Origin of the sequence: Paenibacillus barcinonensis (assembly GCF_003217495.1) — a bacterium.
GTDB lineage: Bacteria > Bacillota > Bacilli > Paenibacillales > Paenibacillaceae > Paenibacillus > Paenibacillus barcinonensis.
The window spans coordinates 262885-288882 of record NZ_QJSW01000006.1; the positions used below are offsets into that span (position 1 = coordinate 262885).

Sequence of the window (25998 nt, forward strand, 5' to 3'; positions counted from 1 at the left end):
CGAAAGGCGGCGAATACACAGGAATGCTTACCAATTGTGAATCGACAAAAGTTGAGCAATCCGATATAATATCAATTAATCCAAGTGGAAAAGAGGGAAAGATCATGGCTGAAATTGTCATCCGAAATACGAACGAACGCATCACTGGAGACGAGAACGTTCGAAATTTCTTGAACAAATATGATGTATTATACGAAAAATGGGACGCTTCCAAATTAAGCGGAGAGCTGCAAAACAACTTCGGGTTAACCGATGATCAGAAACAGCAAGTGTTGGAAACCTTTGATTACGAGATCAAGGATTTGGCCGCACGCCGCGGTTATCAAATCTGGGATGTCATCACTCTTTCAGAGGAAACACCGGACATCGAAGAAAAGCTCGCCAAGTTTGAAGAAATACACACCCATGCAGAAGATGAGATTCGTGCGATTGTCGCAGGTAAAGGCATCTTCGTTATTAAGGCAACTGATGACACGGGGTACTTTAATGTAGAATTGTCTCCTGGAGACGTCATTTCTGTTCCCGAGAACACACCACACTTCTTCACACTGATGGAGAACAAACAGATCATTGCCGTGCGCCTGTTTATTGAAAAAGACGGCTGGATTGCCGATCCATATCCTGATCCAACGTTTATTAAAAACGCTTAGGCTAAATCTTGGTACTCTTAGATATATCAGCGTAGTACATCTCATTATCATTATAGAAACTAAAAGCTCTACACACGAATCACCCCCTGCTCTTAGGAACGGGGGGTTTGCTCTGTCTCCACTAAATAAAGTAATGAGGATATTTAGCCTTGAGCATCTCCTGTTCAACTACAACAAGTCGCAGATGTGCTTCCATCATATGAACAGCCTGCTCCGTCTTACGCTCCGTCACCAGCCGCAAAATCTCTTTATGCTGAGATATAATAACGTCAAGGTTCGAATCCTCTGCAAGACGCAGCAAACGGAGTCGATTAAACGGCATGTTCAGCTGCTGCAGCATCTTCCAGGTTCTCAGCTTCCCGGTTCCCTGAAACAAGATTTGATGAAACTCCTCGTCCAGTTCAAACAGGCGATAAAAATTGTTTTTACCCCCACACACCTCCTGCATCGCAAGGTTTGTTTCCAGCCTGAATACGTATTCTTCCGGGAACGAGATGCAAGCCAGCGTAACAATCTCCTTCTCCATCTTCTCGCGCATGAAGCGGCCCTCTTCAACGTGCTCCAGGTTAATGTGTGACACAATCGTTCCGCTTTGCGGAATTATTTCCAGCAGCTCTTCTTCAGCCAGCTTCATAAAAGCCTCTCGTACCGGAGTCCGGCTGACCTGCAGCTCATCTGCAATTTCTTTCTCCGAAATTTTGGTGCCCGGCTTCAGCTCCAGATGAAGAATCCGTTCTTTGACCAAGTTATAGGAATAAGCTCTTGTGGAGCCTCTCATTTTCTGATTAAATGACATGCCTTGACCTCTTTCTCTCAGTCATATTCCCTTCATATTAGCACAAACTGCCGTTCCACTTAAATATCTTTAGCGAAACGACAGCCTGGCATGAATCATTCAAGTTATTTTTTGTTTTCTTTATAGATCCTGTAGGTGTCATTTGCAAGCTTCACATAGTTCGTCAAGCCCTGACTTTCCAGCTCTTTGATAAATGATTGGAAGAGCTAACAATGAGTACAATTGCCAATCTAACCGAATCAATAGGATTGCTGTCTGTAGCCAGCTTTACATCTCACCCAAAATAAAATATAAGCGGTATCAAAATTGAATTTCAACAATAATCATACAAACCCGCACAGGCTTCTAACTCCAAATGAGACAGATACTTGAGGTTTGTTAAGAACAAAAAAACATTGGTTATGAACGTATGAACGATCAGCATCATTCATGTCATAACCAATGTTTAATTTAAAGCGATAAGAAAAATAATTTAAGCAGTCCTTTAAAAATCAGCTATCAGACCTTCTAATTCGGATAAGTGCTTAATTTCGTGATCTGGTGAATACGTTTCATTGTTGATTTTGTTTTCGCGATTAATCCATACCGCACGAATGCCTGTAGACAACGCACCACGAATATCCGTAGTTAATTTATCTCCAACCATCATGCTTTCTTCTGGCTTCACACCCAGTTTACTTAAAGCATGTTCGAAAATGGACGGATCCGGTTTGCCTTTACCAAAGCTGCCCGAGATAATAATCTCATCAAAGAAAGGAGATAACTCAGGAACACCATCAAGCTTCTCTTGCTGTAGCGCAGGACATCCATTCGTCAAAAGCAGCAATTTGTATTGCCCTTGCAGATGACGCAGTGTATCCATTGTTTCTTCATAAATATGCGGTCTGGAACGGCGTTCTGCCCCAAACTGCGAAGCCAGACGTTCTGCAAGCTCTTCCTGATCCACGCCCAGTTTTAGCAAGCCGCGGCGCCAGGACTCTTTACGGTAAATTGGAGCCAACTGTTCCAGCTGGCGGAATTCCGCTTGCTCTCCAGCGGTAAAATTAGCCCATAGACCTTCAAAAGGATTAATTCCAATCATTTTGGTAAAAGGAAATGTTTCGTAGGATTCATACAGCTCACGTGCTTCATTACGAACAGCCTCTTCAAGCGCTTCGGGGTCAACCCCTGTCTCGTTCGCTGCAACTAAACAAGTTTCATGAAAAGCCTCTCGAACACTGCGTTCGTCCCATAATAAAGTATCATCCAAGTCGAACATAATCGCTTTCAACGCCATCCCGCTCATCTGCCCCTTTATACATTAATTACTTATCAATGGTTTCTACAGTGATCTGATGTGCTTTTGCAAATTTCATCAATCTCTCTGTCATTGCATCCGTATCATAACGGTTTAACAGCTTGGTGAAGACCCATCTCTTGCCACGGCTGTTATGTTCAATCACTACAGTGCCCGGTTCAAATCTGAATTTGATAATATCATCAACCCCTATGGAACGTTCACGATTGCCCTTCGTTGTGATAATCCGGTTACTGCTGATTTTAATGTAAGGACGACGAAGCATAAAAATGACTGCCAGGAATACATACAGCAGCATCGTTACCCAATCCCAGGTTGTCATGGGCGCCTTCACTAGAAAAGTGCTCATGAACAGATACAAAAAGGCAAGACCAATCAGAAAAACAGGAAATAACAGGCTTCTTCCCTTGTAAATATCTTCACCTGGATTTCCCGAAATTGGCTGACCATTTTTTTTACGCTGCTGATTCAATTGCTTCGAATTTTTCCGAACCGTTCTTTCGAACGAACGCCGTGACATGTAAATCCCCCTTATGTGTCTTGTATCGGCTTACATAACAACATGTAACCCGATATCCCCCTTTATAGTAAGCAACCTCAAATAGCATGAAGAAACCTAAATATCAATAAGATATGTTTAGGTTTCTGGAATTAATGTTTGAGTTTGCCTTGGTGGCCCTTGCCTTTGTCATCATCAACAATTTCAATCGAATCCAGCTGCTGTCTGAAATTGTTGCGAATGTTGCCCAAATAAATCTCTCTTAGCTTGGCACGTTCAACAAGTTCTTCCTCTGACAGTCCAGTGGATTTCTGCTTGCGAGCCAATTCATTAATACGTGCTACCAGACTATCTATATCCAAGCTTGTCCCCTCCAAAAATACAAAGTCACATTAACTTTGACATGATAAGGGTTGCTTGTCAAGTTGGTGCGCAGTAATACCTGTTCATACGAAATTCTATTTTGCAAACTGAGGTAAAATAAGGACTTGTCCAGTCTGAATTGTTGTTGATTCAAGGTGATTCACCTTTTTGATTGCTTCTATATATACCCTGGTGTCCATTGTTGCTGGCTTATGCTCCAAAGAGATGCTCCATAGCGTTTCCCCTTGAGATACAGCGATCTTTCCCCCAGGAAGCAAATCACTTTCGTTGCCGGCAAATACGGTCAGTACAGTGCTGCAACCTATAAATATAATCAATGAAGCAATAGCTAGTTTGATTAATCCTGAGGAAAGCTTGAAACGTGTTATGAATGCGCTCAATTGCCCTATGTTAGACTTCACAGCTTCTGAATTTACCGGTTCATAAATGCTTTGATAAGTAGAATATCTCATCTGTACTCCGCCTCCAAACGTTTGTTCCTATCTCGATGAAATCAATATAACACGAACACTTGTTTTGTTCAATACCTTTTTAGAACAATTGTTCGCTCTTTTTTCGATAATTAAACAGCCTTTATCAGACCAACAAAAATCACTTCTACTAAAAGAGCAATCATTGACAGAACAATTCCATAGCAATCATTGAAAAGCAGAAGACGGTTATCCGAGTTCATCATCTGAAGGAATTACAAATGATCTCTTTATATCAGATCATGTCTAAATATCGAAAAAAAACATTAAAAATATGCGGTTTGTTTAGAACTTATGTTTGTACGAACGGAGGTTCTATGTTATAATTTTCCCAAACGTTACTAAAATGGGGTTGATACGGTATGTCGAAGATATCCAGCAGGCAGCAGGCAATTCTGGAGTTTATACGAAATGAAGTCCGGTTGAAGGGGTATCCTCCTTCCGTACGGGAAATTGGAGAAGCCGTTGGACTGGCTTCCAGCTCTACGGTTCATGGTCATTTGGATCGTTTGGAGAAGAAGGGACTGATCAGACGCGACCCTACCAAACCAAGAGCGATCGAGCTTTTGAGTCAGGAAGAGTCGGAGCATTCTCATCAATTTGCCCACAGCGTTGCACGAATTCCAGTCGTAGGTAAGGTTACAGCCGGGGTTCCAATTACAGCAACCGAAAATATCGAGGATTACTTTCCGCTTCCTACCCATTATGTAGGCGAACAGAAAGTATTTATGCTTTCCGTTGTCGGGGACAGTATGATTGAAGCAGGAATCGTTAATGGAGATTATGTAATTGTTCGTCAGCAGCAAACGGCAGATAATGGTGACATTGTCGTAGCCATGACTGAAGACGATGAAGCAACAGTCAAGACGTTCTATAAGGAAAAGGATCACATTCGCCTGCAGCCGGAGAATGCTACATTCGAGCCACTTCGTTTGAAACATGTCAGCATTTTAGGCAAGGTTATCGGTCTTTTCCGTGATATTCATTAATACGATCAGTGACTATATTCGTTAAATCTCGCTTCACTTGAAAGAGGTTGCCCTGATTACAGGACAACCTCTTTTTTCACGGCCATACGTTACTAACATTATCATTCTATAGTGAAGTAACTTATCTTTTTTTTGACAAGACCAAATTATTTACTGCGTTTAAGCACGCTTTTGTGATGAGAGAATGCTTCAAAGCTTTGTTGCCCATGATAGGACCCCATACCACTCTCGCCCACGCCGCCAAACGGCAAATAATGTGAGGTCATGTGGGACAAAGTCTCATTAATACATCCCCCGCCAAAGGACACCTGATCCAATACCTGCTCCTGCAAAGCTTCATCCTTAGTAAACAAATACAATGCGAGCGGTTTAGGGCGACGTACGATTTCATCCAGCATTGGATTCAAGTCACTATACGTGAAAACAGGCAGAATAGGGCCAAAGATCTCTTCCTGCATGACTGGTGAATCCCAAGCGATATCGGTGAGCACAGTCGGTTCAATCATGAGCTGGTCGCGGTTCGAGCGTCCTCCCATAACTGTTTTCCCATTCGCAAGAAATGCAGACAAACGATCAAAATTACGAGTGTTGACAATATGCGGGAAATCCGCATTCTGCATCACATCATCCCCAAATTTATCTTGTACTTCTGCACGAATTTGTTCCATGAATTGATCGTATACCTGTTCATGAACTAACAAATAATCCGGTGCTACACAGGTTTGTCCAGCATTCAGGAACTTACCACGCACAAGTCGTTGTGCCGCCAGTTGCAATTCCGCATCATGATGCACAATCGCCGGACTTTTACCCCCGAGTTCCAACGTGACCGGAGTCAAATGCTCTGCTGCAGCTTTCATTACAATGCGACCTACTCCTGTACTGCCTGTAAAGAAAATATAATCAAATTTCTCATTCAGCAGCGCTGTGCTTGTCTCAACCTCGCCCTCCATCACAGCAATATACTCCTCAGGATAAACCTCTTGAATAAGATCATAGATTAAACGAGAAGTCGCAGGTGTAAGCTCCGAAGGTTTGATTACAGCACAGTTCCCTGCAGCAATAGCACCAATTAGCGGTCCCATTGCCAGTTGGAACGGATAATTCCAAGGGGCAATGATAAGAGCAACTCCGTAAGGCTCTGGATAAATTGCGCTAACTGCATCGGTGATGACCGAGCTCGTTGGCACTGTTCGCGGCGCAACCCATTCACGTAAATGCTCCAGCGCATGATCCAGCTCCCCAAGTACAATCCGAATTTCGGAGCCATACCCCTCAGCCTCTGATTTATTTAGATCAGCACGAAGGGCATCCAGAATGCGTTGTTGGTACTTCACAATCCCTTGTCTCAAGTTTTGCAAAGCCTGAATCCGATATTCTACTTCTTTTGTTTGTCCTTTATAAAAAAACATGCGCTGTGTATCAACAAGTTGTTTGGCTTGATTCATATTAACATCTCCAAATAAATTATTTAAAATTATATTGCTTCAAATTTAAAATCAGTATACCTTTTATATATGAAACTATCAACATATATTTGAAACATATTCTATGTAAATTTCTGAAAATTGACTATAGACGACAAAAAAAAAGAACAAGCAGTTTTGCCACTCGTCCTTCTTGATTGCACTAGCTCTTCATTATTTCCACTCGCTCTGTTTTATGTACTGCCCATCGTAAGCAACAAGGATGGTTGTTTCTTTTGTCACCTGCTGCACATCATGTGCAACCACCATCCCACTGTAGTCGTTAAGAACCTCTTTAGTCTTCACAAAAACACCGCAATCTTTGATATAAATTTCATCAGGGTGCTCACTGTCATATACTAAACTTGCAGGCAGTGGTTCCATTAAATCCGTGTAATGCCTCCTCATATCATCTTCTGAAGTTTGCATTTTGGAAGTGCGATCGAAGGTAACACCTAATAAAATCACACTGACTATTACAGCAGTTATCGTTGAAAGCATGCACTTTGTTCTCATAACTTCCTGCCTCTCCTAATTTATTCATCCTAGCATTTGATATGATTTGTTGAGGGCTTCACCAAATTTATCAAACATAATAATGGTAAGCACTAACGTTAAAGTCACAACGAGGCTAATGATGACTCTTTTCCCCCAAGGTACATTGTTCATCGTTTTCCCCCTTTCTCGTTATTATGCCTACTATATAAACTCAGCTTTATGGTGAAAGGTTTGCTTTTATTTGTATTTTCAATGGCCTATCTCATTCACACGAATTCGATCACCTCGGTAATATCCGCAATCCATTGGGTAGACCCCACCCCACACAACCTGAGAACCCTTTATCAGCTCCCAAAAAGTGACAAAATGATGAACAATAATTGATTCTATTTGACAGCAGATAGCTCTATTGAGCCATCTTCTAATTGTTAAGGCTCACGTATACTTGAAAAGTATTTTATTCATTTAAGAATGGAGTTAGATGATGAGGACGATACCAGCAGAAGCTTCAGAATTCCCAACACCTGAATTAAAACGAAAAACATCCGGAATACGTCAGTCCATGTATCAATCTGTATGGAGGTGGCATTTTTACGCCGGAATCATTTTTGCGCCATTTTTAATTATTTTAGCTTTCAGTGGCTCGGTCTATTTGTTCAAACCTCAGATTGAAGGTCAGCTTTACAAGGATATGTTGACGGTGCGCGAAGTTGGGACAACCCCGATGGCTCCTGACAGTATCGTTGCAAAAATAGTCAAGGGATATCCAGGCACGGTGGTGTCTTCGATCACGCTGGAGAGCGACAAGCAATCCACCTATAAGCTTTCTGTCATGAGTGATGGAATCTCCAAGACGATGTATGTCGATCCTTACACCGGTCATGCGCGCGGCGCGATGGATAGCAGTAAGACATTCACCGCATTTTTCAAGAAGCTGCATAGTGAGCTTGTGATTGGAGGAACGTTTGCAAACCGTCTTGTTGAACTCGCTGCATGCTGGGCCGTCATTCTCATCGTGACAGGACTGTTCCTGTGGTGGCCAAAAAGTATAGCTGATGTTTGGGGCACCATTTTACCGAGATTCAGTAAACCGGGCACTCGTCTATTTTGGCGTGATTTGCATGCTGTACCTGCCTTTTGGCTTTCTCTATTGATCTTGGCGATTATTTTGAGTGGGCTCCCTTGGTCAGGTATACTGGGAGGTCAAATTGATAAATTGGCTAACTCAACCAATACGAATACTCCTCCTTTTGCCTACAGCTTTGGAGCCAAGCCTGAATCCGTCACAGTAGCCAAGGATATTGCAGCGGATCTGCCTTGGGCAGCCGAGAATATTCCCGTTCCCGTTTCTATGGCTGGGGGATACGTTCCACTTGGCCTTAATGATATCGCCCACATCGCAGATGATCAGCAGGTTATCAAGCCTTATACTATTACTTATCCTTCAGGAGCAAAGGGGGTATTCACCGTATCTACTGCTCATTCTAAGCCTGGTGACAATGCTACTCTTCATATAGACCAATATAGCGGTGCAGTCCTGACCGATGTTCGATTTGCGGATTATGGTATAATGGCTAAACTCATTTCATATGGAATTGCTTTTCATGAAGGCAGATTATTTGGTCTGACAAATCAACTACTTGGCTTGATAGCATGTTTGGGCTTAATCCTTATATCCATCAGCTCTTATGTCATGTGGAAAAAGCGAAAACCAACAGGGAAGCTTGGCGCACCATCCAAATCCAAAAACTCCAAAATAACAATAGGTGTACTGACGATTATGCTGGTGTGTGGTGCCCTTATGCCGCTTGTAGGTTTGTCTATTCTAATCGTTCTTGTTCTTGATCTACTCATTCTCCGAAGAATCAAGTCACTTAGGCACTGGTTCTCGGCATAATACCCAGGGGGTCTATCTATGAATAAAAAAAAGAATCAATTATACACATGGGTGTGGTCTTCCCTACTTATTGTGTTGTTGTGCGGATGTACAGCCAAAATGACTGAAACCGACGGGAACGGCCTCCCTCCTCATATCAGTGTAAACCTCCAATTACCTGAATCACTTCGATTAGGTAACTCTAACGATTTTTCGGTGCAAGTGTCCAAAAGTAATATTCCACTGGAGCATGCAGAAACCGCAGAATTTGTGATATGGCCCGAGAGTGATAAAGCCTCGGCTGTAACCCTGAAAGCGGATGAGCGCTCCCCCGGCTTGTACGCCGTCTCTTATGTTATTGAGCAAGAAGGACTGTATCTAATCCAATCACGAATCAAATTCGCCGACGCTCAGGTTATGCCCACCAAACGTTTTGCTATTGGAGATCATGCCATAGAGCGGCTTGCAAAGCTCGAGAGTTATCAGCATACTGATGCTGATGCTCCTGATCCTACGCCTGCATCCAGTCATCATTAGACATATGAAACTGGACGGAGCGCTTGCGCATGTCTCTTTACAAGCACTCCGTCAGCTGTTCTTGCTTTATTAGGCGCGATAAGCCTGAATACGACTTTATGCTCTGAACATTAGAACACTTTACTTATGTTGAGTTAGTATAGGCGTTGGGATGAGCTTCTCTTTCGCATGTATGCTCACACAACGAGGTGCAGATGTATGTTGCAGATCCGTATTCCTCCTTGCAATGTGGCTCGAATGAAAATGCCAATGGCCTCCTAAGCGAGTTTTTCCCCAAGGGGACAGATTTCGCCCTAATCACGGATGAGGCTCTAGACACCGCTCTGGACTTGATCAATCACAGACCACCTAAATACCTGAGTGGGAGAACCGCTTACGAATCCTTTTCAGAGAAACTATCGCACTTGGCTTGAAAATACGTCAGGATAAACGCCTTAGAGTCTTGAAACTCTAAGGCTAAAATTTTCATCACAAATTCAATCATTATATATCCATAGTTATTTGGTTATTTCGTTCAGTATATTAAGGGTTTTAAAAGCAGTGAGAGCATTAGCTTTTGAAGCATATATCTGTGGGCTCTCCAAATTGCTCAACTGAAAAATCTCTCCTGATTTAAAAACGATAAATCTTTTGAGTAAATCGACTAATCTCTCTTGATCCAGATCCTTAAAAACCTCTGATGTAAAAGTTGCCAAAATATGATCGAATTCGACTTTTTTACTTCTCGCTATATAGGCATTATAATCAAAAGCCGCAATCGTAAAATCTTGCGGTAATGCATATACTTCAAGAGCTTCAATATATTCTTCTTTTTCGAAAGATTTTAATAGTTTTTTTTCAGTACGAACCAAAGTCCTAAGCTTACCATCTTGGAATGAATCACCCGAAATTCCGATATAATTAGGCTTAAAATTTAAACTCGTAATGATCTCTTTTGAAAAAAGGTAAAAATCATTCCACTGTTTGATATCATTTGGTTCGATGTGCCCGTATAGAACTATTGAAGTTGTTAATCTTTCCTCCATGTACTACCTCCGTTATTTTTGGTGGCAAAATATAGATGTCCCCTGCTCTATTCCCAATAAGTCTTTAATTATCCTGTATCCGTTTTATTTAATCAGAGACTCTATCCGTTTTACTTGGAACCTCATTTTGATCTACTTTATGATCTCTTCTAACCGACATTATGAACAGGTCTTCTATTCGGGCTGATGCCCTTTACCTCATTCCCCATACCTTTATTAAGTGGATCGGCTACACTTAGTTGGACAGAAAAAATAAGGGCTTGTAGAATAAAACTATCATGTTAAGGAGCGGATCTCTACAATGCCTAAACAACAACGACGCACATTCACAACTGAGTTCAAAAAACAAATGGTGCAGCTCTATGAAAACGGCAAATCCAGAGCTGCAATTGTGGAGGAATACGACCTCACTGCTTCGGCTCTAGACCGCTGGATCAAGCAATCGCAGGCAACGGGCTCTTTCAAAGAGAAAGACAACCGTTCACCTGAAGAAAACGAATTAATGGCTATGCGTAAAGAGCTCCATCGTCTACGGATGGAGAACGACATTTTAAAGCAAGCCGCGCTGATCATGGGACGAAAGTAGCTATCATCCAGAATAACCGTGATAAATACTCAGTATCAGCAATGTGTAACGTCCTCGAAATCGCCAAAAGCACCTTCTATCATGAAGCGAAGGAAAAGCCAAATGAAGATGAGCTCACGGAAGCTATTGTGGAGATATTCCACAAAAATCGAAAAGTCTATGGTACACGAAAGATAAAAGCTAAGCTTCAGGAACGAGGACTCATCGTATCTAGACGTCGCATTGGTCGAATCATGCAAGAGCAGAGTCTCGTCTCCACGTACACCGTTGCGCAATTTAAGCCTCATAAAACGGCCTGTAATGAGGAGAAAACAGTGAATGAACTGGGTCGAGAGTTTAATCAGACGGAAGCAAAGTGCTTCGTGGTCAGCGATCTCACGTATGTGAAGGTCGGTCATCGGTGGCATTACATTTGTGTGCTCATTGACCTGTTCAATCGAGAAATTATTGGCCACAGTGCAGGTCCACATAAGGACGCTGCTCTGGTTTCGCGTGCCTTTGCAACGGTAGAAGGCGACTTGAGCCAAATCCAGTGGTTTCATACGGATCGTGGGAGTGAGTTTAAGAACCACACGATGGACCAGCTTCTAGGCACGTTTGGTATTGGCCGATCACTCAGCAAGAAAGGATGTCCCTACGATAACGCCGTGGCCGAAGCCACCTACAAGGTCATGAAAACGGAGTTTGTTTACCAGATGGAATTCCGAAACCTCCGTCATTTGGAATTGGAATTATACGACTACGTCAACTGGTTTAACAGGCACCGAGTTCATGGATCACTGGGGTATTTGACGCCTGTTCAGTATCGCCAAGAAGCCCTTAAAAAAGTTGTCTGATTTAATGTTGACAATCCAAAGATATACCTTAACAACATCTTTACTTTGAGCTAATTTTGCGGATGATCTTAAGGTATTGTAAAAGTTATTCTACTTATTGGAGAAATACCTCCTCCTCCACCTGCAACCATCTCTTCCTTATGACTACTTGGATCAACATAAATCAGTGGATTATTCTTCACATCCTCATACAAGTTCAAACTCAGGGGATCGTCTATCTCACCCTTTAAGGCGTCCTCATTATTAAATCTTCCCGTATTCGGGTCAGCCATTGTGCTCCTAAATACTGCAAATGCGTAGTATCGTCCCATAACTCGCCTGAGTATAAGAAGGGATTTTGAACCTTTTCCTCTCATACGGCACGAGGCGATGCGTACATTTATTGGATTTTCTTCAAAGTGCTTATTGAAACGGGGTTACGAAAAGGTGAGGCTGCCGCGCTCAAGTGGTCGGATATCAAATTCAAAGAAAAGACGATTCGCGTGGATGAAACACTCGATTTTCAAGCTGAAGACGAGGACGAACTTTTCGGAGATACAAAAACCGAAAATTGTACCCACACCATTAGTGTAAGCAACGGGATCATAAATGATTTGAGATATCATGCTTAATGGCAGAATCAAAATAAGATCAATTTAGGGGAGTCCATGTACAGACACGATTTAAATCTGGTCTTGTGCAGGAATGATGGTAGTCCCATGCCTAAATCCAGTCTCTTTAATGCTTCGAAGAGAATTTTGAGAAAGGCTGGTTTAAGTGAGGATTTAACAATTCATTCTTTGAGACATACCTATGCCGTGATCATGCTTGAAGCTGGGGCTGACATAAAATTTGTACAAGAGCAGCTCGGGCATGGCAGTGTGCAAATTACATCAGATGTGTATGCTCATATTTCCAAGAAGCTAGAAAAGCGTAACATTGATAAATATGAAGAGTACACTTCCCGTATTTTTGGATCAGAAAATCAAAAACCGGGGGACCTTTGGGGGACGCAACCTCAATAGAAGTGCAATTCCCTCAAAACGTCCCCCGGCTCATTCCTTCAAAACCCCGTAGTTACAAGGTTTTTTCGATTAGTACAACGTGATATATTGATCGCGTTCCCATTGGTGGACTTGTGTTCTATTTATGTTCCTGGCTTTCAAATGGTATCATTTACTGCACTAAACCCGCATAAAATCAAATTTTCTCCTGTTAATTTTTCAAAGGATTTCTTATTTTATTTTAGTTTTGTGGGCATTTTGTGGGCGCTTTTGTGGGCGCCCATTTTTAATGAAGAAATTCATTTTAAGATATTCTTGCTGAACATCTGCCACTCCTTCCCGCATCAATTGGCTTCTCTAAGTAAATTTATGCATTTTCAAAGCAATTCAATGTGGTTTTGAGACAGCATAGTCAACTCAGCAACCTGATCTCGTTTACACCAACGTATGAAAACAATTATAATACTCCCATTTCCTTAAGAAAACGAGAAGGAGACTTTTGCCATCCATTATACATATTTGAATATGTGAGAGTTAACGTCTCAATAGACCTAGTAATCGCAACAAAACAATTTCGTCGCTCTTCTTCAATACTTTCTTCACCTTGCTTTTTGCTCATAAATGATGGAAGTTCGTCCTCAACTACTCCAAGTAAATAAACATGGTTGAATTCTTTACCTTTTGCCGAGTGTATAGTCAAGCATTCTACACACGTGCCATCCTCTAAGTCTCTATGTTTAGATATCATATCCAACTCTTGGAGAAAGGTACTTAGCAGTACAACTTCTGTTCCATATTTGTAGTGAAGATTTCCAATAAATTTATCCCAAGTTTCTTTTTCCTCCGAGTACAACTCTTTAAGTTCTTCATTATCCTCTTCCATTTTAGAGATTGTTTCAAACCATTCAAACGCTGATTTCACAAAACCAAAAAAGTCTTTATTTTCAACAAGTTCTAGTTGTAAAGCATTGATGAATTTTTCGTCATAGCCCTTATCTTTAATAGCGTTATAAAAACCCTTCAGGTAATCACCATCGTTGCTTTCACACCAGGCTATAATTGCTTCTTTATCTAAATTTTCAGATAGTCGATTAATATATTCAAAAGTGCTTATTACTTCACCCAAAAATTTCTCATCATTTCTTTTATTAGCCAATCGCAAAAGAGTATGAAGAAAATATATTTGTGGGCTTTCGAATTGATTTTTTCTTTTAATTATGGAACATTTAATTTCCTGAGTCTTTAACTGTTCAAATGCTTTATTTAATAGTTTATTAGAACGAGCAATAACTGCGGTTGAAGAAAATCTAGCTTTAGATTTAATATCAGTAGCAATCCACTCAACTTCTTCACTGAGAGAAAAGAATTCACGAACTCTAACAACATTCGATTCACATTCTATTTCTTTTTCTTTAGCTGATCTAGAAGGTTTTTTATCTAATAACCTCCCCTTGTTATGAGATATCAAATTATTAGCAAGTGAAACTATTGATTTGGGACATCTAAAATTATCAGTAAGCTGAATAATATCGGGATTAAACTCATTTCTAAATTCATTTAATCTTTTATTGCTAGCACCATTCCATTGATATATAACCTGATCGTCATCTGCTACTATAAAAATATTTTTATTTTTATCCCCAAGTAGACTTTTAATTAAAGAGTATTGAGCATAATTAGTATCCTGAAACTCATCTACACAAACATAAGGGAATATTGTTCGATAATGTTTCGCAACAAAAGGAAATTTATTAAATAGTAAAAACGTTTTGAAAATTAGTGTATCAAAATCAAGTGCATTTGATTCCTCAAGTTTTTGCCAATATCCCTTATATATTTTTGCTATATTATTTCTCAGCTCATGATCAGTTACTACATCTTCAAGAGTTTCGTTTGGATCAATTAAATTTCTTAATAAGTATTGAATCACAGACAGATAATTATTCCCTGTATACATTGAACGATTACTCTCAACCTCTGCTTCCAATAAAACTTCTTTTAGAATTTCTTTTAAATCGCTAGAATCTGAATATATAGTGAAATTTGGTGAAACATCAATATATGACCCATGATTCCTAAGCACAGAAGCACAAAATCCATGAAATGTCCCTAAAAACAATCTATTTTTTTCATCTGGAAGAATTCGATGCACTCTGTTTCGCATTTCATCTGCTGCTTTGTTAGTGAAAGTTAACCCTAGCACTCTATAACTTTCATTGGAAGATTCACTCAACAATTTTGCAATTCTTAAAGTAAGAACAGTTGTTTTTCCAGAACCTGGTCCCGCTATAACAGCTAAGGGCCCTTCATTCCATTCTACTGCTTTCTTCTGTAGTAACGTCAACCCTTCAATTTCTGCTAGCAGATTATTATTCATTAGCGGAGGACACGCACCTTTCAATCATTGTTTTTATTAATTCTGGTACTCTGGAATTATCAGAGTTCTTTCCTTTCAAAATATCTACAAGTCTTCTAGCATTGCCTACTTTATCTTTTTGAATTATTAAAGCTAACTCTCTTTTATCCACTATCCCTAAATCATCAGGTAGAATTTCAAAGCCATTCTCACTAGCAATCTGAAGATATTCTTCAGTAAAACCCTCATTAGCTAAATATGTCTCAAAATCGATATGGGGTAATAAAGTAGTAAGAGCGTCAATTTCTTCTTCGGTATAGTTCAACTTTTTTAATTGTTCAAGCGTTCCCTCTCCTTGAGCATCATTATCGGATAATAAATACCAAGGGTAGTTTAATATTTTTGCTACTTTTACGAATGCACCAGGAGAACCATTGTTTTGATAATCAATAATACTTATACCATTTTCATCTAAAGATAGTCCAAGTAAATCTGCAAAATAATTTAGAACAATATACTCTGTTTGACCTTCAGCAAGTAACCATCCCCTCGCAAAAAGAATTTCTCCTCTGGTTCTTTGAATATATGTGTACAACTTATTTTCTTCGTCTTTAGAGATGATAGTTTGAGATTCAATAATCAAATCATTAATAGTACTTTCATAAGGTGAGTTAGCATACATTCCTTTTAACCCACTAGCTTCATGTGAACTTATTGCTTCTCTAACTGTTAATTTATTACTCAAGGAGTTTAAATGAAACTTCGGTCCTTTAGCAGTACAAAACTTCACCAATGCAGGTTGTATTTCAATTTCTACTGATACATACTGCTTCAAGAAAAATACTTTTGTTTCTTTGCCTATTTTTCTGAAAACCCTTAAATCAAAAAGGTTTGCATTTTGAATAAAGTAAGGAGAGTGAGTAGAGATAATTTTTTGACAATTTAACATTGTTAGTTTGTTTGCTAGAGAACGACTTGCTTGGGGATGTAAATGAGCCTCTGGTTCTTCCAGTGCCAAAATCGCTTCACTTTCATTTGTTAAGGTGGATTTTAGAATTATATCTATATATGCCTGAAATAAAAACAAGGTAGCTAAGCTTTGTGTACCTTGACCATGTCTGTCCAACGGAAACGTTACATCGGTTCCTTTACCTTTCATAACTACTTGGGCTTTCGACAGTATATCCCATGTTCTGAAGGGTAAAGCGTTAATAGATACCATATCTTGTGAATTTAATGCTAAGACATTCTGTATATTTTCTAGTGACGAAATAACTTTTTCCAGATTATCATCACTAGAGATTAGTTCATTATTTATTGTAAGTAAACTCTCTTGGATACTTTCAACTTTTTCAGAAGGTATATTTATTTTCCTTAAGAACTTTCCCCAGAATTGAGAATTAGGGCTAAAGAAGTCTCTTATATCTCTTAGTGCTTGTAAATAGAATATTGGTGACAATTGCTGTAAATCAAAAATTTTTCGTGAGTTTGCTCCTGCTAACTCTTGACCACTAAGATTCATAAATTTTGATTCTAATATAAAATCGTTAGCATCATTATCAAACTTTGATACAACTTTAAGTACTATAGTATTTAATGCCTCAGCTTCATTATCCTCAAAAGGGGCTAATTGAACGATCTCACCTAGAATTTGAGTTATTTTCACATCCCAATCTTCTGGCTTCTCCTCTTGGAAAGTAAACTCGATAGAAATTCCTTCCGAATCACGTGGGCCTGATACTTCATTCTCAATAAAGTAATCATATTCTTCAAATGGTGAACTTTTTCTACTTAGTTTGCCAAGGCCTATTCTGAGAACGTCAAGAAATGCAGTCTTGCCGCTGTTGTTTTCTCCAATTAGAAAAGTGTTACTTGTTAATGGAATGTCAACATTCTTCAAACTTCTAAAATTGTTGATCTTAACTCTTTTTAATAACATCTTAAAATTCTCCTACTTTCTTTGGTGGGATTTCATTTAAAGTTTTAAGAAATCTGATCTCTGTTTTACTCTTACACACCAACCAGATAATTAACCTATGTAGTATCTAAATTTCGAAAGTTTTGCGCATACAAGTAACATGATTTTATCTTCAGACCCTATCCAAAGTTCCAATTTTCAATTCATTTAGTGGGATAATAAGACTTTAAACCGACGCTATCACCGAACACCGCCTACCCATTTGAAAATTTCACGTTGCAGTACACCTCAATGCAACAGAATATGATTAGTGAGTGACACTTAATCGTTATAGACATAGTATAATTGAAAACTCGAAGTATCACTAGTCAATCACAGCTACATCCTAAGATAATGGTATCCGACTCATTACCTCAAAATTTCGACTCTCCTGCTCATTATTCAGATCCCTTATACTCCATCAACATGTTTATCGCAATGCATTCCTCCTTATAATTGAGTCAATAGTATTATTCAGTCTAAGTTACGATAGTAAATTGGGAACCTGTGGTTCTCAGGCTCGCCTTCCCATCCATAGAATTACGATGTTGACTGTAACGAACTTTCATACGATTGTATGTAATTTGCAGACACAAGGACGTCCAATGCAGCCATGACATCAGCTTTAAATTTCCCCGTATTTACCGTAAGCTCATGAAGCGAAGGGAAACGTCAGCGGCCGCTTTTATAGTTGTATAAAATACGGAGTATCTTGCGTTGAAAATCCGTTAGCACAAAATCACCTCTGTTTTTCTCACATACGAACACAAGTTCTTTTATTAACAATAAAAATGCCCTATCACTTGGACTAGGCACATTTATAGTATCCTAATTATTAGAACAATAATTCAAGCTACTAAAGAGCTATAGACTATATGAAAGGATGTGAGCATTGGTCTGAGGGCGTTGAAGGGAGAAGATATGAAATACATAAAATTATCGGATAATTTCGGGATGGAATTGGGTAGCGAATCCCTTAGAGAATTATCCATATGATCGTGCTCTAAAGCTATATATTTAATTGAAGGGAAAAATGATTGGTATGAGTGAACAAATGAATAAAATAAGTAACTAAGTCGGTGTATTTGTTTTAGGAATACTTGTATTAATATTTTTTTTGGTGGCAATCATAGCTGCAGTCCAGATGTTTATCAATATCTATAGGAAATTAAGAGGTGTTAAAGTAAGTAAGACCATATCTTGTAGAACGTGTGGACGATCAATATCAAGCTCAGCTTTAATTTGTCCTGATTGCGGAGAAAATTATGGTGAGCTGCATGGAGCAGGTGATTCCATAGTTATGTGTTTTTTTCTTGCTTTAGTTTTTTTCGCAACAGGAGTTGGACTTTTAACAGAATCAGTTGGATGGTTTGAACGAACATTTTTGAACTGATTGATGTATTCCAATTAACCCATAACTTACCTCCTCAATCTATTATGGCAAAACGCTATAATTAGATTGAGGTGTTTTTATGTTTAGCAGTCCAATGTTACTTGAAACAGCACCGGGTCCCTTCTCCCATTCAAATTATCTATTTGAGCCAAAGGTAGACGGTCACCGATTGATATATTCGAAATAGGACGGCAACGTCCGATTATATACACGTCACAACAACGATTGCACAACTCAGTACCCGGAACTTCAGCTACCTTTCGACTCAAACATCATCTTAGATTGGGAGGTCGCTTGTACCAATCCAGAGACGGGGATAAACGACTTTGAGGGTGTCATGAGCCGTTTCAGTACACGGCAGCATACAAAGGTCCAGCAGCTGGTCAAAACTATGCCTGCCACGTTTGCTATTTTCGACATCCTCCATTACAAAGGTCGCGACTTGCGCAAACTGCCACTTATAGAGCGTAAAGTTATCCTTCACAGCCTCGTATTGCCTTCCAGCAGTTTCGGTATTTTACATTATGTCGAAGGCGCAGGAGAAGCCTTATACGAACAGATAGAAGCAAGAGGTATGGAAGGAGTAGTCGGTAAACGCAAGGACAGCCATTTTGTCTGCAGGCGGTCTAAAGACTGGATCAAGGTTATTAACTGGTCGTGTACAAATGTGTTCATTACGGGATACAAAAAGAGTGAGTTTGGTTGGCTAGTTGCTGTTCTGGATGCCTCCGGGAAGTTACGACCAGTTGGAGTTATTGAGCACGGGCCGAATCAAAATCATAAGCAGGCATTCCGCAGTGTTTGCAAGCAGCTCGTAACTGGAGAGGACAAGAATCATGTTTACCTTCAGCCCCGTATCCAAGCACGGGTGAAAATGCGGAGCTGGACGAAATCAGGTCTGCTGCGCACTCCTGTGTTTGAACAGTTTATTGTGTGAGTAGAAAGAAAAAAAGGCTTCGCAATTAAGCGACAGCCTTTTTTTTCTTTACAGATTAATATTCGCTAACTTCAAACGTTAGGACACGATCAAACAGGATGTAGTCCTTACGACTCTTAAATGGTCCTTTGTTATTGTCATGCTTATCAATAGCATAGGACGCTCTTCCACTTCCCGCTTGTTTTGCTTCATACCAGTCGATGAAGTCAATTACTTCTTTCATACTCAGATCAAATTCCTTCTCTAACCCGGTAGTCATTGTAACTACTAGTATAGCACGGTTTCCTTGAGGCTCTTCTGGTTTTGGAGTTGGCTGGCCATCCACTAGGTATCCATCTTCATTAATGTCGATTCCATCCAGACTCAAATAACCATCTGCCTGATCTAACTTAATAACTACATTGTGAATATTGTTTGATAACCCATTTTTCTCATATACCAATGTTTGGCCATAAGTCATGCTGTTCTCACTAAAGTACTCCGTTGTTCCATCAATGGTTATAGCAATCTTTTTACTTTTGTTTGTGAAATTATCTGACAAAATCCTGACCTGAGTCCCCTTAAAGGCAAATGAGACTGAAGCATCTAACGATTCTGTGGCATGAGCGTACCCATTGCTAAGGTTCTCGCCATTACTATATTTAAGCCATTCTCCTTCATACTTGATAAGTTCATTCGAATCATCATAACGTTTCCATCCTTCTTCAGGAGCATAAAGATTCTGACCTAATGTAGCTGCGTATGTACTTGAATTTAAAAACGTAACCATCGCAAACATAAGAACTCCAAATAATACACCTATCTTCGTTCGAAAACTAAGTTTCACTATTATTCCTCCTCGGTAGTAACTCTAATGAATATTAAAGTAATACATCACTGAACATATGTCTAAACATAAACTTGCTGATCTATAAATATCATCTAATTTATTGCATTTTTATTTTATATTGGATGCGTATCTCCACAAATTACCCGTTTCTATTCTTAAAAATTTGAGTAAAATTACAAAGTATAGAGTCTCAAAGGAGGCATTCTCATGTGCGGAAGATTTACAATCACAGACTCTTTGAATGAGATAATGGAACGGTACATGGCTTCTATAGCTGATGGATTTGAGTACAGACCAAATTACAACGCAGCACCTATGCAGTACATCCCAACAATCATAGCTGGCAAGGATGGCAATAATAAGTTGGGTGCTCTAAGATGGGGTCTTGTTCCTTCCTGGGCAAAGGATGATAAGATCGGGAGCAAAATGATTAATGCTCGCGCTGAGACACTGACTGAGAAGCCTGCCTTCAAGCGCTTGATCAGCTCCAAACGTTGTATCATTCCGACAAACGGATTTTATGAGTGGAAGAAAGAAGGTTCCAACAAGCGGCCGATGCGAATACTCATGAAGGATGATAGCATCTTTTCTCTAGCTGGTCTGTATGACACTTGGACCGATCAGGACGGAAACAAGTTGAGCACTTGCACAATTATCACGACGGAGCCTAATGAATTGATGGAAGATATCCACAATCGGATGCCAGTGATTCTGCATCCCGATGATGAGGCCGAATGGCTTGGGAGAGATAATAATGATGTCCAATCCTTACTCAGTCTGCTCAAGCCGTATAATGCGTTTGAAATGAGAGCGTACGAAGTTCCTAAGGAAGTTGGTAATGTTAGGAATAACAATGAAGAATTGCTAAAAGAAATAGGATAAACAATTATCAGCTTTATCGACTTAGAAAGGTCGGTAAAGCTTTTTGTTTTATCTAACACTAAATTGAATATATATATACATATTTGTTTAGATATGGATTTATTTAAATTATATTATCGAATATGAAAATACAATCTGAAGGAGAATACATATGAATAGTTTAAAAAAAGTTTCGCTCTAGCTCTACTAAGCTTCTTATTAATTTTAGGTATAGGCAAAAGCACTATTTTTGCAGCCTCAGTTGGTGATCCTCTTGTTAAACCAGAAGAAGGTTGGACTCGTTATGAATTTGATGATGAAAATATCACATATGGCGGAGGAAAATGGTTTCGAGATAATTCGGGTACACTCAGTTGGAACTCTCCGTGGCAAGTGACAGGAACAAATTTTAAATTTAACTTCACCGGTACTAAACTACGTCTGATTTCTACAACTTGGTGGTCAGGTTCAGACGATATTGATGTTATTATAGATGGGGTAAAAGTTGATAAAATATCTCTTAAAGGTTCCGACATAAAGGGCCCGCGCATTATGTACGAAAAGCTGGAATTATCTCAAGGAGAACACTCGGTAGAATTTATAAATAACACTAAAAATTATTTGTTTCTTTATTCAATTGATACTGATGGGCCATTAAGTCCATATCAGCCCGTAGAAACTAATCCTAATCCCATTGATCCTGATCCCGAGCAACCAATCGTTCCAGATCCACAGCCTGAGCAGCCATCTGGAGACCGAGCAATACTCGTAGTCACCATGACTACTGGATTAGAAAAAGAATATGATCTTCCTATGAGTGATATAAATGCATTCCTTAACTGGTACGATGCTCGTGATGCAGGAAGCGGACCTGCCAAGTTAGCCATCAACAAATACAGCAACAACAAAGGTCCATTCAGCAAGCGTACAGATTATGTGATATTTGATAAGATTCTAACATTTGAAGTAAATGAGTATTCAACTAATTAAAGTGAAAGAGCAGCGAGGTTATCCCTCCTGCTCTTTTTTTAGCTCTTCTCCTAACCTAAAAATACAACCACATGCTATACTATAAACAAATAACAAAATTTGGAGGAAAATTATGATTAGAGATTTGCTTATAGCCGAGAAAAAGCAACATGAGGTTTGTTTGATTTTTGAAGATAAATCAAAGTACATAGGTAAAATAGAAATGTCCGCTGATAGAGAAAGAGTTAAAATAAAGCACCAAAAAGCCACAGAATGGATTCCATTACATGATATCGTCAGTTGCTCTACCATTATAAACGGTTCTTTTTAAGGAAACTAAGTATGTCACAAGGCGTATCTTATTGCGAAACGCCTTTTTCATTTTTCATCTATATCTAAAACTTCCCCCTCCTCCCAAACTATTATCCCTTTTCAACGTAGTCATTAGAGCTTCCAGATCTGCAAGAGGAGCGACTTAGTTTTTTCTCGAAATTAGATACCACAATAGCGCTCCACTGTTTGAACCAATTTAACTAAATATCCAAAATTGGTGCCCCTAACGCATTAAATAGTTACAAACAACTTTCAAGCAAGAACATTCTATCCACTTTACAAACTTAATGTTCTACCTCTAAAATGTACTCTTTTGAAGGCAAGATTAAATTAATCTTTAAAGGCAAAGGTAGTCCAAACTCTTTTATGATTGCTCTTACATAGCACTCTGCACTTCGCTTCTGTATGTCCCACGGAAAATAAATTGTGTGATTCTTCATTTACTGTCCTCCATGATGCCAGGCTTAGTATTTGAATTTCTTTACTAGTCACGAGAGTGGTATTGTACTGTGAAAAAAATCTTAACTTAATTAAATGCTTCAAATGAATCAAAGCATCTTATGCTCAATTTGTGGGCCAATGAAAGTTGTAAGGGATTAAATTCTATGTAACTAGCCCAAGCTAATAGTATATTCAAAAGATAAACTTCCAGATATACATGAGTAGTGATTCATGAACCTTCCCATTGTTTTATATCCCAATTCACTAAGTAGACTTAGTCTTATTGTGTTGATTTATTAATTCATCTAAAAGTTCAGATTGTCTGATAACAAGAGGATGTTCAATACCGTAGATGCTAACTAACTTGTTTAAGACATCCCTCTCTTGTTCTATTTTTCCTTTAATTGTAGGATTAGTTGACATCGCCAATCACCTCTATTGCTAATCCTATCTCTTTCTATTCAAATTTAAGACTGGTGAATTTATACAAAAAAGACAATTAAAAAAACCTCCGTATACTGGAGGTCTTAATGAGATTATTGTGTTTACCAACCGCCTCCACCATGAGAACTAGTTTTCACAACCGGAACGTCTTTTGGTGTTTTAGAATCATTGTTGTCAGCTGACACCTGATTCAATGGAGCTATTAACAAGATAGTTAGAGCTGCAGCGAAAGAAATGATTACTGACTTCTTCATATGCCTAATTCGACCTCCCTCAAAATTTCTTGATACTTATCTAGTTGAGAATGTAAAGCCACATGCCTCATTTTTTCAAATAAGCAGAAGCTTCTGACTAAATAAGCATCATTATTTATTTTAGCAGATATTGCCAAACTCTCCAACACGAAGATAATGCCAATCTCTGGTCTAAGAGAGTTATTATAATATTCAGCTATATCGGCTAAAAAAATTACAAATCTATCGTTAATCAATTGAGATGTATATGAGCCGTGCCTTTTCTGTGAATTCACTTGAGTCTGGATCATTTCATGATAACGTTCTAAGATATGATCAATATTATAAGAATATTTCAACGCTGCCTTTACAACCTTGAAAAGACCCAGAAGTATTTCGTCCTCATTGTTGGCCAAAGAATCCACATACGCATCAATAAGATCAGTTTCTCCTGTCATTACTCTATAAAGTAATCTATTGGCTGTGGCCCACACCAAGAATTGTTGTTTTGTTTGTTCCGCTATCTCTCCAGATTCAACGATCCAACTATGATCCACATATTTTTCAAGATGATAAAAGGCTTCATTATATTGACCAGTTTCATCAGCCACTGTCCCTAAAAGTACATGCGAGTACAAAATATATCCAAACAGCATTTTCTTCGGGCCAGTTGCTCTCACTTTCTTCCCTGTTCTCTTGTGTTTTTGTTCATATTGTATTCTGGCTAATCGTCCCATTTCCGTGCTTAATTCTTTGGCCTTTTCCCATAACCTTAAAGACAAATACAAGTTAGCTAGATCTTTCAATGCATCTAATTGTTCTGATTCACTTAGCCTTTTGACAAAAGGCTCGAATACAAGAGCAAGCTCATAATTGTGTTGCTGATCATCCCCAAGTGATAATTTAAAGATTCTATACTGGCACACGGCCAATCTTTCGGCGTGTTGGTAACGTTCTCCTTCTGAGACTTTTTTATAGATAAGAAGTGATGCTGCTGTATTGCCTTCTTCATACAAAGATTCAGCAAAATCAAATAGCGAAGAAATGTAGTAAGACTTCTCCAACATAAGATCAACAATTTTTTCAATACAGGTTAGCTTATTTAACTGTGAGCATCTAATTAGAAACGGCCGTAACCTTCTCCAATCTGTTGATGGATCAATCAGCAGCTCATCTACATATAAATCATAAAAAGTGCCCTCTTCAAGTCCCATTGTGTATGTCATTCTATCAAGAGCTTTGATCGGAATGAGCTGAGAACCATTTATAAAACGACTCAGAGTTCCAGAATTTATACCCGATATTTCAGCAAAATGATAAACAAGCATTTGATTTTCTTCTATGTAATTTAACAACTCTTCCCGAATTGATTTTTGAGTTATCACTTCCAAGGATGATTTCACCTCCACTGATAAAAATCCATTTTTTATGTCTTTATCATCTATATAGGTAATCATATGGATTATTCTACCATTGGTCAATGCTTTTTCTGCAAAAATACTTAAACAATTGAATTTCGCAGAATTATAAGCTAACTTTTATACGAACAACAAAAAAAGGAACCAAACTACCCCGGCCCTTTAGGAAGTTCATCTAAAATTAGTTGAATCAGTAATTGTAGTATAGTGGAATGATTTAAGTAATCGACTTATCTGATCTTTCTGGAAGTCTACTATAACCATTAGCAGTCTCTAATTTGCCTCATTACGTCTGCATTTTAGAGAAAAGAACTCCCGATTAAAATTCTAATTAGAGGCTGATCATTTTTGATATATACATATGTTCCTCTTCTTGAGTCTCAGCCCCACCTGTACCTCAAAATTTGTATGTAACTTTATTACTTTTAATGTTAAGAAAAACTTATTACAATTATGTTTAATCTTTACTTTGCAATTAATCTTTCAAGGATAAAAGCCTTAGAGTCTTTAAACTCTAAGGCTTTTATTTTTCTCACAAATTCAATCATATTAAATATCCATAGTTATTTGGTTATTTCTTTCAGAATACTAAGGGTTTTAAAAGCAGTGAGAGCATTAGCTTTTGAAGCATATATCTGTGGGCTCTCCAAATTGCTCAACTGGAAAATCTCTCCTGATTTAAAAACGATAAATCTTTTGAGTAAATCCACTAATCTCTCTTGATCCAGATCCTTAAAAACCTCTGATGTAAAAGTTGCCAAAATATGATCAAATTCGACTTGTTTACTTCTCGCTATATAGACATTATAATCAAAAGCCGCAATTGTAAAATCTTGCGGTAATGCATATACTTCAAGAGCTTCAATATATTCTTCTTTTTCGAAAGATTTTAATAGTTTTTTTTCAGTACGAACCAAAGTCCTAAGCTTACTATC

General features: G+C 38.8%; 27 protein-coding genes and 2 pseudogenes. 12 read left to right on the forward strand and 17 right to left on the reverse strand.

The genetic code is table 11. The features are described from left to right. Nucleotides 1-104: 104 nt before the first annotated feature. Nucleotides 105-650 (forward strand): cupin domain-containing protein, encoded by a 546-nt coding sequence (locus DFQ00_RS12325; protein WP_110896775.1) that lies wholly within the window; start codon nucleotides 105-107, stop codon nucleotides 648-650. Nucleotides 651-771: 121 nt separating this feature from the next. On the opposite strand, the gene DFQ00_RS12330 is transcribed toward DFQ00_RS12325, so the two are convergent. The 5 genes from DFQ00_RS12330 to DFQ00_RS12350 form a co-directional block, all read right to left on the reverse strand. Continuing rightward, entirely contained in the window at nucleotides 772-1446 is a 675-nt protein-coding gene (locus DFQ00_RS12330) for a GntR family transcriptional regulator (protein ID WP_110896776.1), read from the reverse strand. A gap of 484 nt (nucleotides 1447-1930) precedes the next feature. Next, nucleotides 1931-2722: an HAD family hydrolase gene (locus DFQ00_RS12335; protein ID WP_110896777.1), complete on the reverse strand. Its 792-nt coding sequence runs from the start codon at nucleotides 2720-2722 to the stop codon at nucleotides 1931-1933. A 28-nt stretch (nucleotides 2723-2750) separates the two neighbouring features. Next, the gene (locus tag DFQ00_RS12340; RefSeq protein ID WP_110896778.1) at nucleotides 2751-3263 is read right to left on the reverse strand and encodes a hypothetical protein; all 513 of its coding nucleotides are present in this window, start codon (nucleotides 3261-3263) and stop codon (nucleotides 2751-2753) included. Nucleotides 3264-3394: 131 nt separating this feature from the next. Then, the gene (locus tag DFQ00_RS12345; protein ID WP_110896779.1) at nucleotides 3395-3604 is read right to left on the reverse strand and encodes a DUF896 domain-containing protein; all 210 of its coding nucleotides are present in this window, start codon (nucleotides 3602-3604) and stop codon (nucleotides 3395-3397) included. A gap of 96 nt (nucleotides 3605-3700) precedes the next feature. Then, on the reverse strand, nucleotides 3701-4078 hold the full coding sequence (locus DFQ00_RS12350; protein WP_110896780.1) for a LysM peptidoglycan-binding domain-containing protein: 378 nt from the start codon (nucleotides 4076-4078) through the stop codon (nucleotides 3701-3703). A gap of 380 nt (nucleotides 4079-4458) precedes the next feature. Here DFQ00_RS12350 and lexA point away from each other — a divergent pair, with 380 nt between their 5' ends. After that, nucleotides 4459-5085: a transcriptional repressor LexA gene (gene lexA, locus DFQ00_RS12355; RefSeq protein WP_056689962.1), complete on the forward strand. Its 627-nt coding sequence runs from the start codon at nucleotides 4459-4461 to the stop codon at nucleotides 5083-5085. A gap of 146 nt (nucleotides 5086-5231) precedes the next feature. On the opposite strand, the gene DFQ00_RS12360 is transcribed toward lexA, so the two are convergent. The 3 genes from DFQ00_RS12360 to DFQ00_RS30140 form a co-directional block, all read right to left on the reverse strand. Beyond that, nucleotides 5232-6533: an aldehyde dehydrogenase gene (locus tag DFQ00_RS12360; RefSeq protein WP_110896781.1), complete on the reverse strand. Its 1302-nt coding sequence runs from the start codon at nucleotides 6531-6533 to the stop codon at nucleotides 5232-5234. Nucleotides 6534-6725: 192 nt separating this feature from the next. After that, a complete protein-coding gene (locus DFQ00_RS12365) occupies nucleotides 6726-7067 on the reverse strand; it encodes a hypothetical protein (protein WP_110896782.1) in 342 nt (113 codons plus the stop codon). A 24-nt stretch (nucleotides 7068-7091) separates the two neighbouring features. Further along, nucleotides 7092-7220 (reverse strand): hypothetical protein, encoded by a 129-nt coding sequence (locus DFQ00_RS30140; RefSeq protein WP_279630404.1) that lies wholly within the window; start codon nucleotides 7218-7220, stop codon nucleotides 7092-7094. A 313-nt stretch (nucleotides 7221-7533) separates the two neighbouring features. Between DFQ00_RS30140 and DFQ00_RS12370 the strand changes: the two genes are divergently transcribed. The 3 genes and pseudogenes from DFQ00_RS12370 to DFQ00_RS29805 all read left to right on the forward strand — a co-directional run. Then, nucleotides 7534-8946 carry a PepSY-associated TM helix domain-containing protein gene (locus DFQ00_RS12370; RefSeq protein ID WP_110896783.1) on the forward strand — a complete coding sequence of 471 codons (1413 nt, stop codon included), beginning with the start codon at nucleotides 7534-7536 and terminating at the stop codon, nucleotides 8944-8946. Between the two features lie 18 nt (nucleotides 8947-8964). Continuing rightward, nucleotides 8965-9462, forward strand: coding sequence for a FixH family protein (locus DFQ00_RS12375; RefSeq protein WP_110896784.1), 498 nt, complete (start codon nucleotides 8965-8967; stop codon nucleotides 9460-9462). A gap of 194 nt (nucleotides 9463-9656) precedes the next feature. Beyond that, nucleotides 9657-9875: pseudogene (locus DFQ00_RS29805) on the forward strand (transposase); the annotation flags it as partial. A gap of 84 nt (nucleotides 9876-9959) precedes the next feature. On the opposite strand, the gene DFQ00_RS12385 reads toward DFQ00_RS29805, so the two are convergent. After that, nucleotides 9960-10487, reverse strand: coding sequence for a hypothetical protein (locus DFQ00_RS12385; RefSeq protein WP_110896785.1), 528 nt, complete (start codon nucleotides 10485-10487; stop codon nucleotides 9960-9962). Nucleotides 10488-10788: 301 nt separating this feature from the next. On the opposite strand from DFQ00_RS12385, the gene DFQ00_RS12390 reads away from it, so the two are divergent. Next, nucleotides 10789-11909, forward strand: a protein-coding gene (locus DFQ00_RS12390) for an IS3 family transposase (RefSeq protein WP_110896786.1) whose coding sequence is annotated in 2 segments (ribosomal slippage) — nucleotides 10789-11038 and nucleotides 11038-11909 — 1122 coding nt in all. Because the reading frame shifts where the segments join, the coding sequence is not laid out codon by codon here. 68 nt (nucleotides 11910-11977) lie between these two features. Here the strand turns inward: DFQ00_RS12390 and DFQ00_RS12395 are convergent. Continuing rightward, on the reverse strand, nucleotides 11978-12265 hold the full coding sequence (locus tag DFQ00_RS12395) for a hypothetical protein (RefSeq protein WP_146236156.1): 288 nt from the start codon (nucleotides 12263-12265) through the stop codon (nucleotides 11978-11980). 42 nt (nucleotides 12266-12307) lie between these two features. On the opposite strand from DFQ00_RS12395, the gene DFQ00_RS29810 reads away from it, so the two are divergent. After that, nucleotides 12308-12520, forward strand: a complete 213-nt coding sequence (locus DFQ00_RS29810) for a site-specific integrase (protein WP_244213807.1) — start codon at nucleotides 12308-12310, stop codon at nucleotides 12518-12520. A gap of 36 nt (nucleotides 12521-12556) precedes the next feature. Next, the gene (locus tag DFQ00_RS29815; RefSeq protein ID WP_279630405.1) at nucleotides 12557-12913 is read left to right on the forward strand and encodes a tyrosine-type recombinase/integrase; all 357 of its coding nucleotides are present in this window, start codon (nucleotides 12557-12559) and stop codon (nucleotides 12911-12913) included. Nucleotides 12914-13349: 436 nt separating this feature from the next. Here the strand turns inward: DFQ00_RS29815 and DFQ00_RS12405 are convergent, their stop codons facing one another. Beyond that, nucleotides 13350-15269, reverse strand: coding sequence for an ATP-dependent helicase (locus DFQ00_RS12405; protein ID WP_110896788.1), 1920 nt, complete (start codon nucleotides 15267-15269; stop codon nucleotides 13350-13352). Beyond that, complete coding sequence (locus DFQ00_RS12410; protein WP_110896789.1) at nucleotides 15262-17187, reverse strand: ATP-dependent nuclease; 1926 nt, start codon at nucleotides 17185-17187, stop codon at nucleotides 15262-15264. The genes DFQ00_RS12405 and DFQ00_RS12410 overlap by 8 nt, the downstream gene beginning before the upstream one ends. Before the next feature lie 1610 nt (nucleotides 17188-18797). Here DFQ00_RS12410 and DFQ00_RS12415 point away from each other — a divergent pair. Beyond that, nucleotides 18798-19535, forward strand: a pseudogene (locus DFQ00_RS12415) (ATP-dependent DNA ligase); the annotation flags it as partial. Nucleotides 19536-19590: 55 nt separating this feature from the next. Here DFQ00_RS12415 and DFQ00_RS12420 read toward each other — a convergent pair. Next, the gene (locus DFQ00_RS12420; RefSeq protein ID WP_229729701.1) at nucleotides 19591-20361 is read right to left on the reverse strand and encodes a bacterial surface protein; all 771 of its coding nucleotides are present in this window, start codon (nucleotides 20359-20361) and stop codon (nucleotides 19591-19593) included. 210 nt (nucleotides 20362-20571) lie between these two features. Between DFQ00_RS12420 and DFQ00_RS12425 the strand changes: the two genes are divergently transcribed. The 3 genes from DFQ00_RS12425 (at nucleotide 20572) to DFQ00_RS12435 (ending at nucleotide 22525) form a co-directional block, all read left to right on the forward strand. Next, nucleotides 20572-21246: an SOS response-associated peptidase gene (locus DFQ00_RS12425; protein WP_110896790.1), complete on the forward strand. Its 675-nt coding sequence runs from the start codon at nucleotides 20572-20574 to the stop codon at nucleotides 21244-21246. Nucleotides 21247-21618: 372 nt separating this feature from the next. Then, nucleotides 21619-22215 (forward strand): hypothetical protein, encoded by a 597-nt coding sequence (locus DFQ00_RS12430; RefSeq protein ID WP_244213809.1) that lies wholly within the window; start codon nucleotides 21619-21621, stop codon nucleotides 22213-22215. A gap of 112 nt (nucleotides 22216-22327) precedes the next feature. After that, nucleotides 22328-22525, forward strand: a complete 198-nt coding sequence (locus tag DFQ00_RS12435; RefSeq protein ID WP_110896792.1) for a hypothetical protein — start codon at nucleotides 22328-22330, stop codon at nucleotides 22523-22525. A gap of 707 nt (nucleotides 22526-23232) precedes the next feature. On the opposite strand, the gene DFQ00_RS30145 is transcribed toward DFQ00_RS12435, so the two are convergent. The 4 genes from DFQ00_RS30145 to DFQ00_RS12450 form a co-directional block, all read right to left on the reverse strand. Further along, on the reverse strand, nucleotides 23233-23391 hold the full coding sequence (locus DFQ00_RS30145; protein WP_110896793.1) for an aspartyl-phosphate phosphatase Spo0E family protein: 159 nt from the start codon (nucleotides 23389-23391) through the stop codon (nucleotides 23233-23235). Nucleotides 23392-23513: 122 nt separating this feature from the next. Further along, on the reverse strand, nucleotides 23514-23666 hold the full coding sequence (locus DFQ00_RS29150) for a hypothetical protein (protein WP_167433687.1): 153 nt from the start codon (nucleotides 23664-23666) through the stop codon (nucleotides 23514-23516). Next, complete coding sequence (locus tag DFQ00_RS12445) at nucleotides 23663-25102, reverse strand: XRE family transcriptional regulator (protein WP_146236157.1); 1440 nt, start codon at nucleotides 25100-25102, stop codon at nucleotides 23663-23665. Before DFQ00_RS12445 ends, DFQ00_RS29150 begins: the two co-directional genes overlap by 4 nt. Before the next feature lie 524 nt (nucleotides 25103-25626). Then, nucleotides 25627-25998 (reverse strand): hypothetical protein (locus DFQ00_RS12450; RefSeq protein WP_167433688.1); only part of this gene is annotated, 372 nt, incomplete at its 5' end.

Coding starts and splice junctions, on each gene's coding strand:
- DFQ00_RS12350 (WP_110896780.1), bottom strand. CDS start 4,078: ATGAGATATTCTACTTATCAAAGCATTTATGAACCGGTAAATTCAGAA.
- DFQ00_RS12375 (WP_110896784.1), top strand. CDS start 8,965: ATGAATAAAAAAAAGAATCAATTATACACATGGGTGTGGTCTTCCCTA.
- DFQ00_RS29150 (WP_167433687.1), bottom strand. CDS start 23,666: ATGAAGAAGTCAGTAATCATTTCTTTCGCTGCAGCTCTAACTATCTTG.
- DFQ00_RS12410 (WP_110896789.1), bottom strand. CDS start 17,187: ATGTTATTAAAAAGAGTTAAGATCAACAATTTTAGAAGTTTGAAGAAT.
- DFQ00_RS12425 (WP_110896790.1), top strand. CDS start 20,572: ATGTGCGGAAGATTTACAATCACAGACTCTTTGAATGAGATAATGGAA.
- DFQ00_RS12435 (WP_110896792.1), top strand. CDS start 22,328: ATGATTAGAGATTTGCTTATAGCCGAGAAAAAGCAACATGAGGTTTGT.
- DFQ00_RS30145 (WP_110896793.1), bottom strand. CDS start 23,391: ATGTCAACTAATCCTACAATTAAAGGAAAAATAGAACAAGAGAGGGAT.
- DFQ00_RS12330 (WP_110896776.1), bottom strand. CDS start 1,446: ATGTCATTTAATCAGAAAATGAGAGGCTCCACAAGAGCTTATTCCTAT.
- DFQ00_RS29815 (WP_279630405.1), top strand. CDS start 12,557: ATGTACAGACACGATTTAAATCTGGTCTTGTGCAGGAATGATGGTAGT.
- DFQ00_RS12395 (WP_146236156.1), bottom strand. CDS start 12,265: ATGAGAGGAAAAGGTTCAAAATCCCTTCTTATACTCAGGCGAGTTATG.
- DFQ00_RS12365 (WP_110896782.1), bottom strand. CDS start 7,067: ATGAGAACAAAGTGCATGCTTTCAACGATAACTGCTGTAATAGTCAGT.
- DFQ00_RS30140 (WP_279630404.1), bottom strand. CDS start 7,220: ATGAACAATGTACCTTGGGGGAAAAGAGTCATCATTAGCCTCGTTGTG.
- lexA (WP_056689962.1), top strand. CDS start 4,459: ATGTCGAAGATATCCAGCAGGCAGCAGGCAATTCTGGAGTTTATACGA.
- DFQ00_RS12445 (WP_146236157.1), bottom strand. CDS start 25,102: ATGATTACCTATATAGATGATAAAGACATAAAAAATGGATTTTTATCA.
- DFQ00_RS12360 (WP_110896781.1), bottom strand. CDS start 6,533: ATGAATCAAGCCAAACAACTTGTTGATACACAGCGCATGTTTTTTTAT.
- DFQ00_RS12370 (WP_110896783.1), top strand. CDS start 7,534: ATGAGGACGATACCAGCAGAAGCTTCAGAATTCCCAACACCTGAATTA.
- DFQ00_RS12335 (WP_110896777.1), bottom strand. CDS start 2,722: ATGGCGTTGAAAGCGATTATGTTCGACTTGGATGATACTTTATTATGG.
- DFQ00_RS12325 (WP_110896775.1), top strand. CDS start 105: ATGGCTGAAATTGTCATCCGAAATACGAACGAACGCATCACTGGAGAC.
- DFQ00_RS12340 (WP_110896778.1), bottom strand. CDS start 3,263: ATGTCACGGCGTTCGTTCGAAAGAACGGTTCGGAAAAATTCGAAGCAA.
- DFQ00_RS12385 (WP_110896785.1), bottom strand. CDS start 10,487: ATGGAGGAAAGATTAACAACTTCAATAGTTCTATACGGGCACATCGAA.
- DFQ00_RS12405 (WP_110896788.1), bottom strand. CDS start 15,269: ATGAATAATAATCTGCTAGCAGAAATTGAAGGGTTGACGTTACTACAG.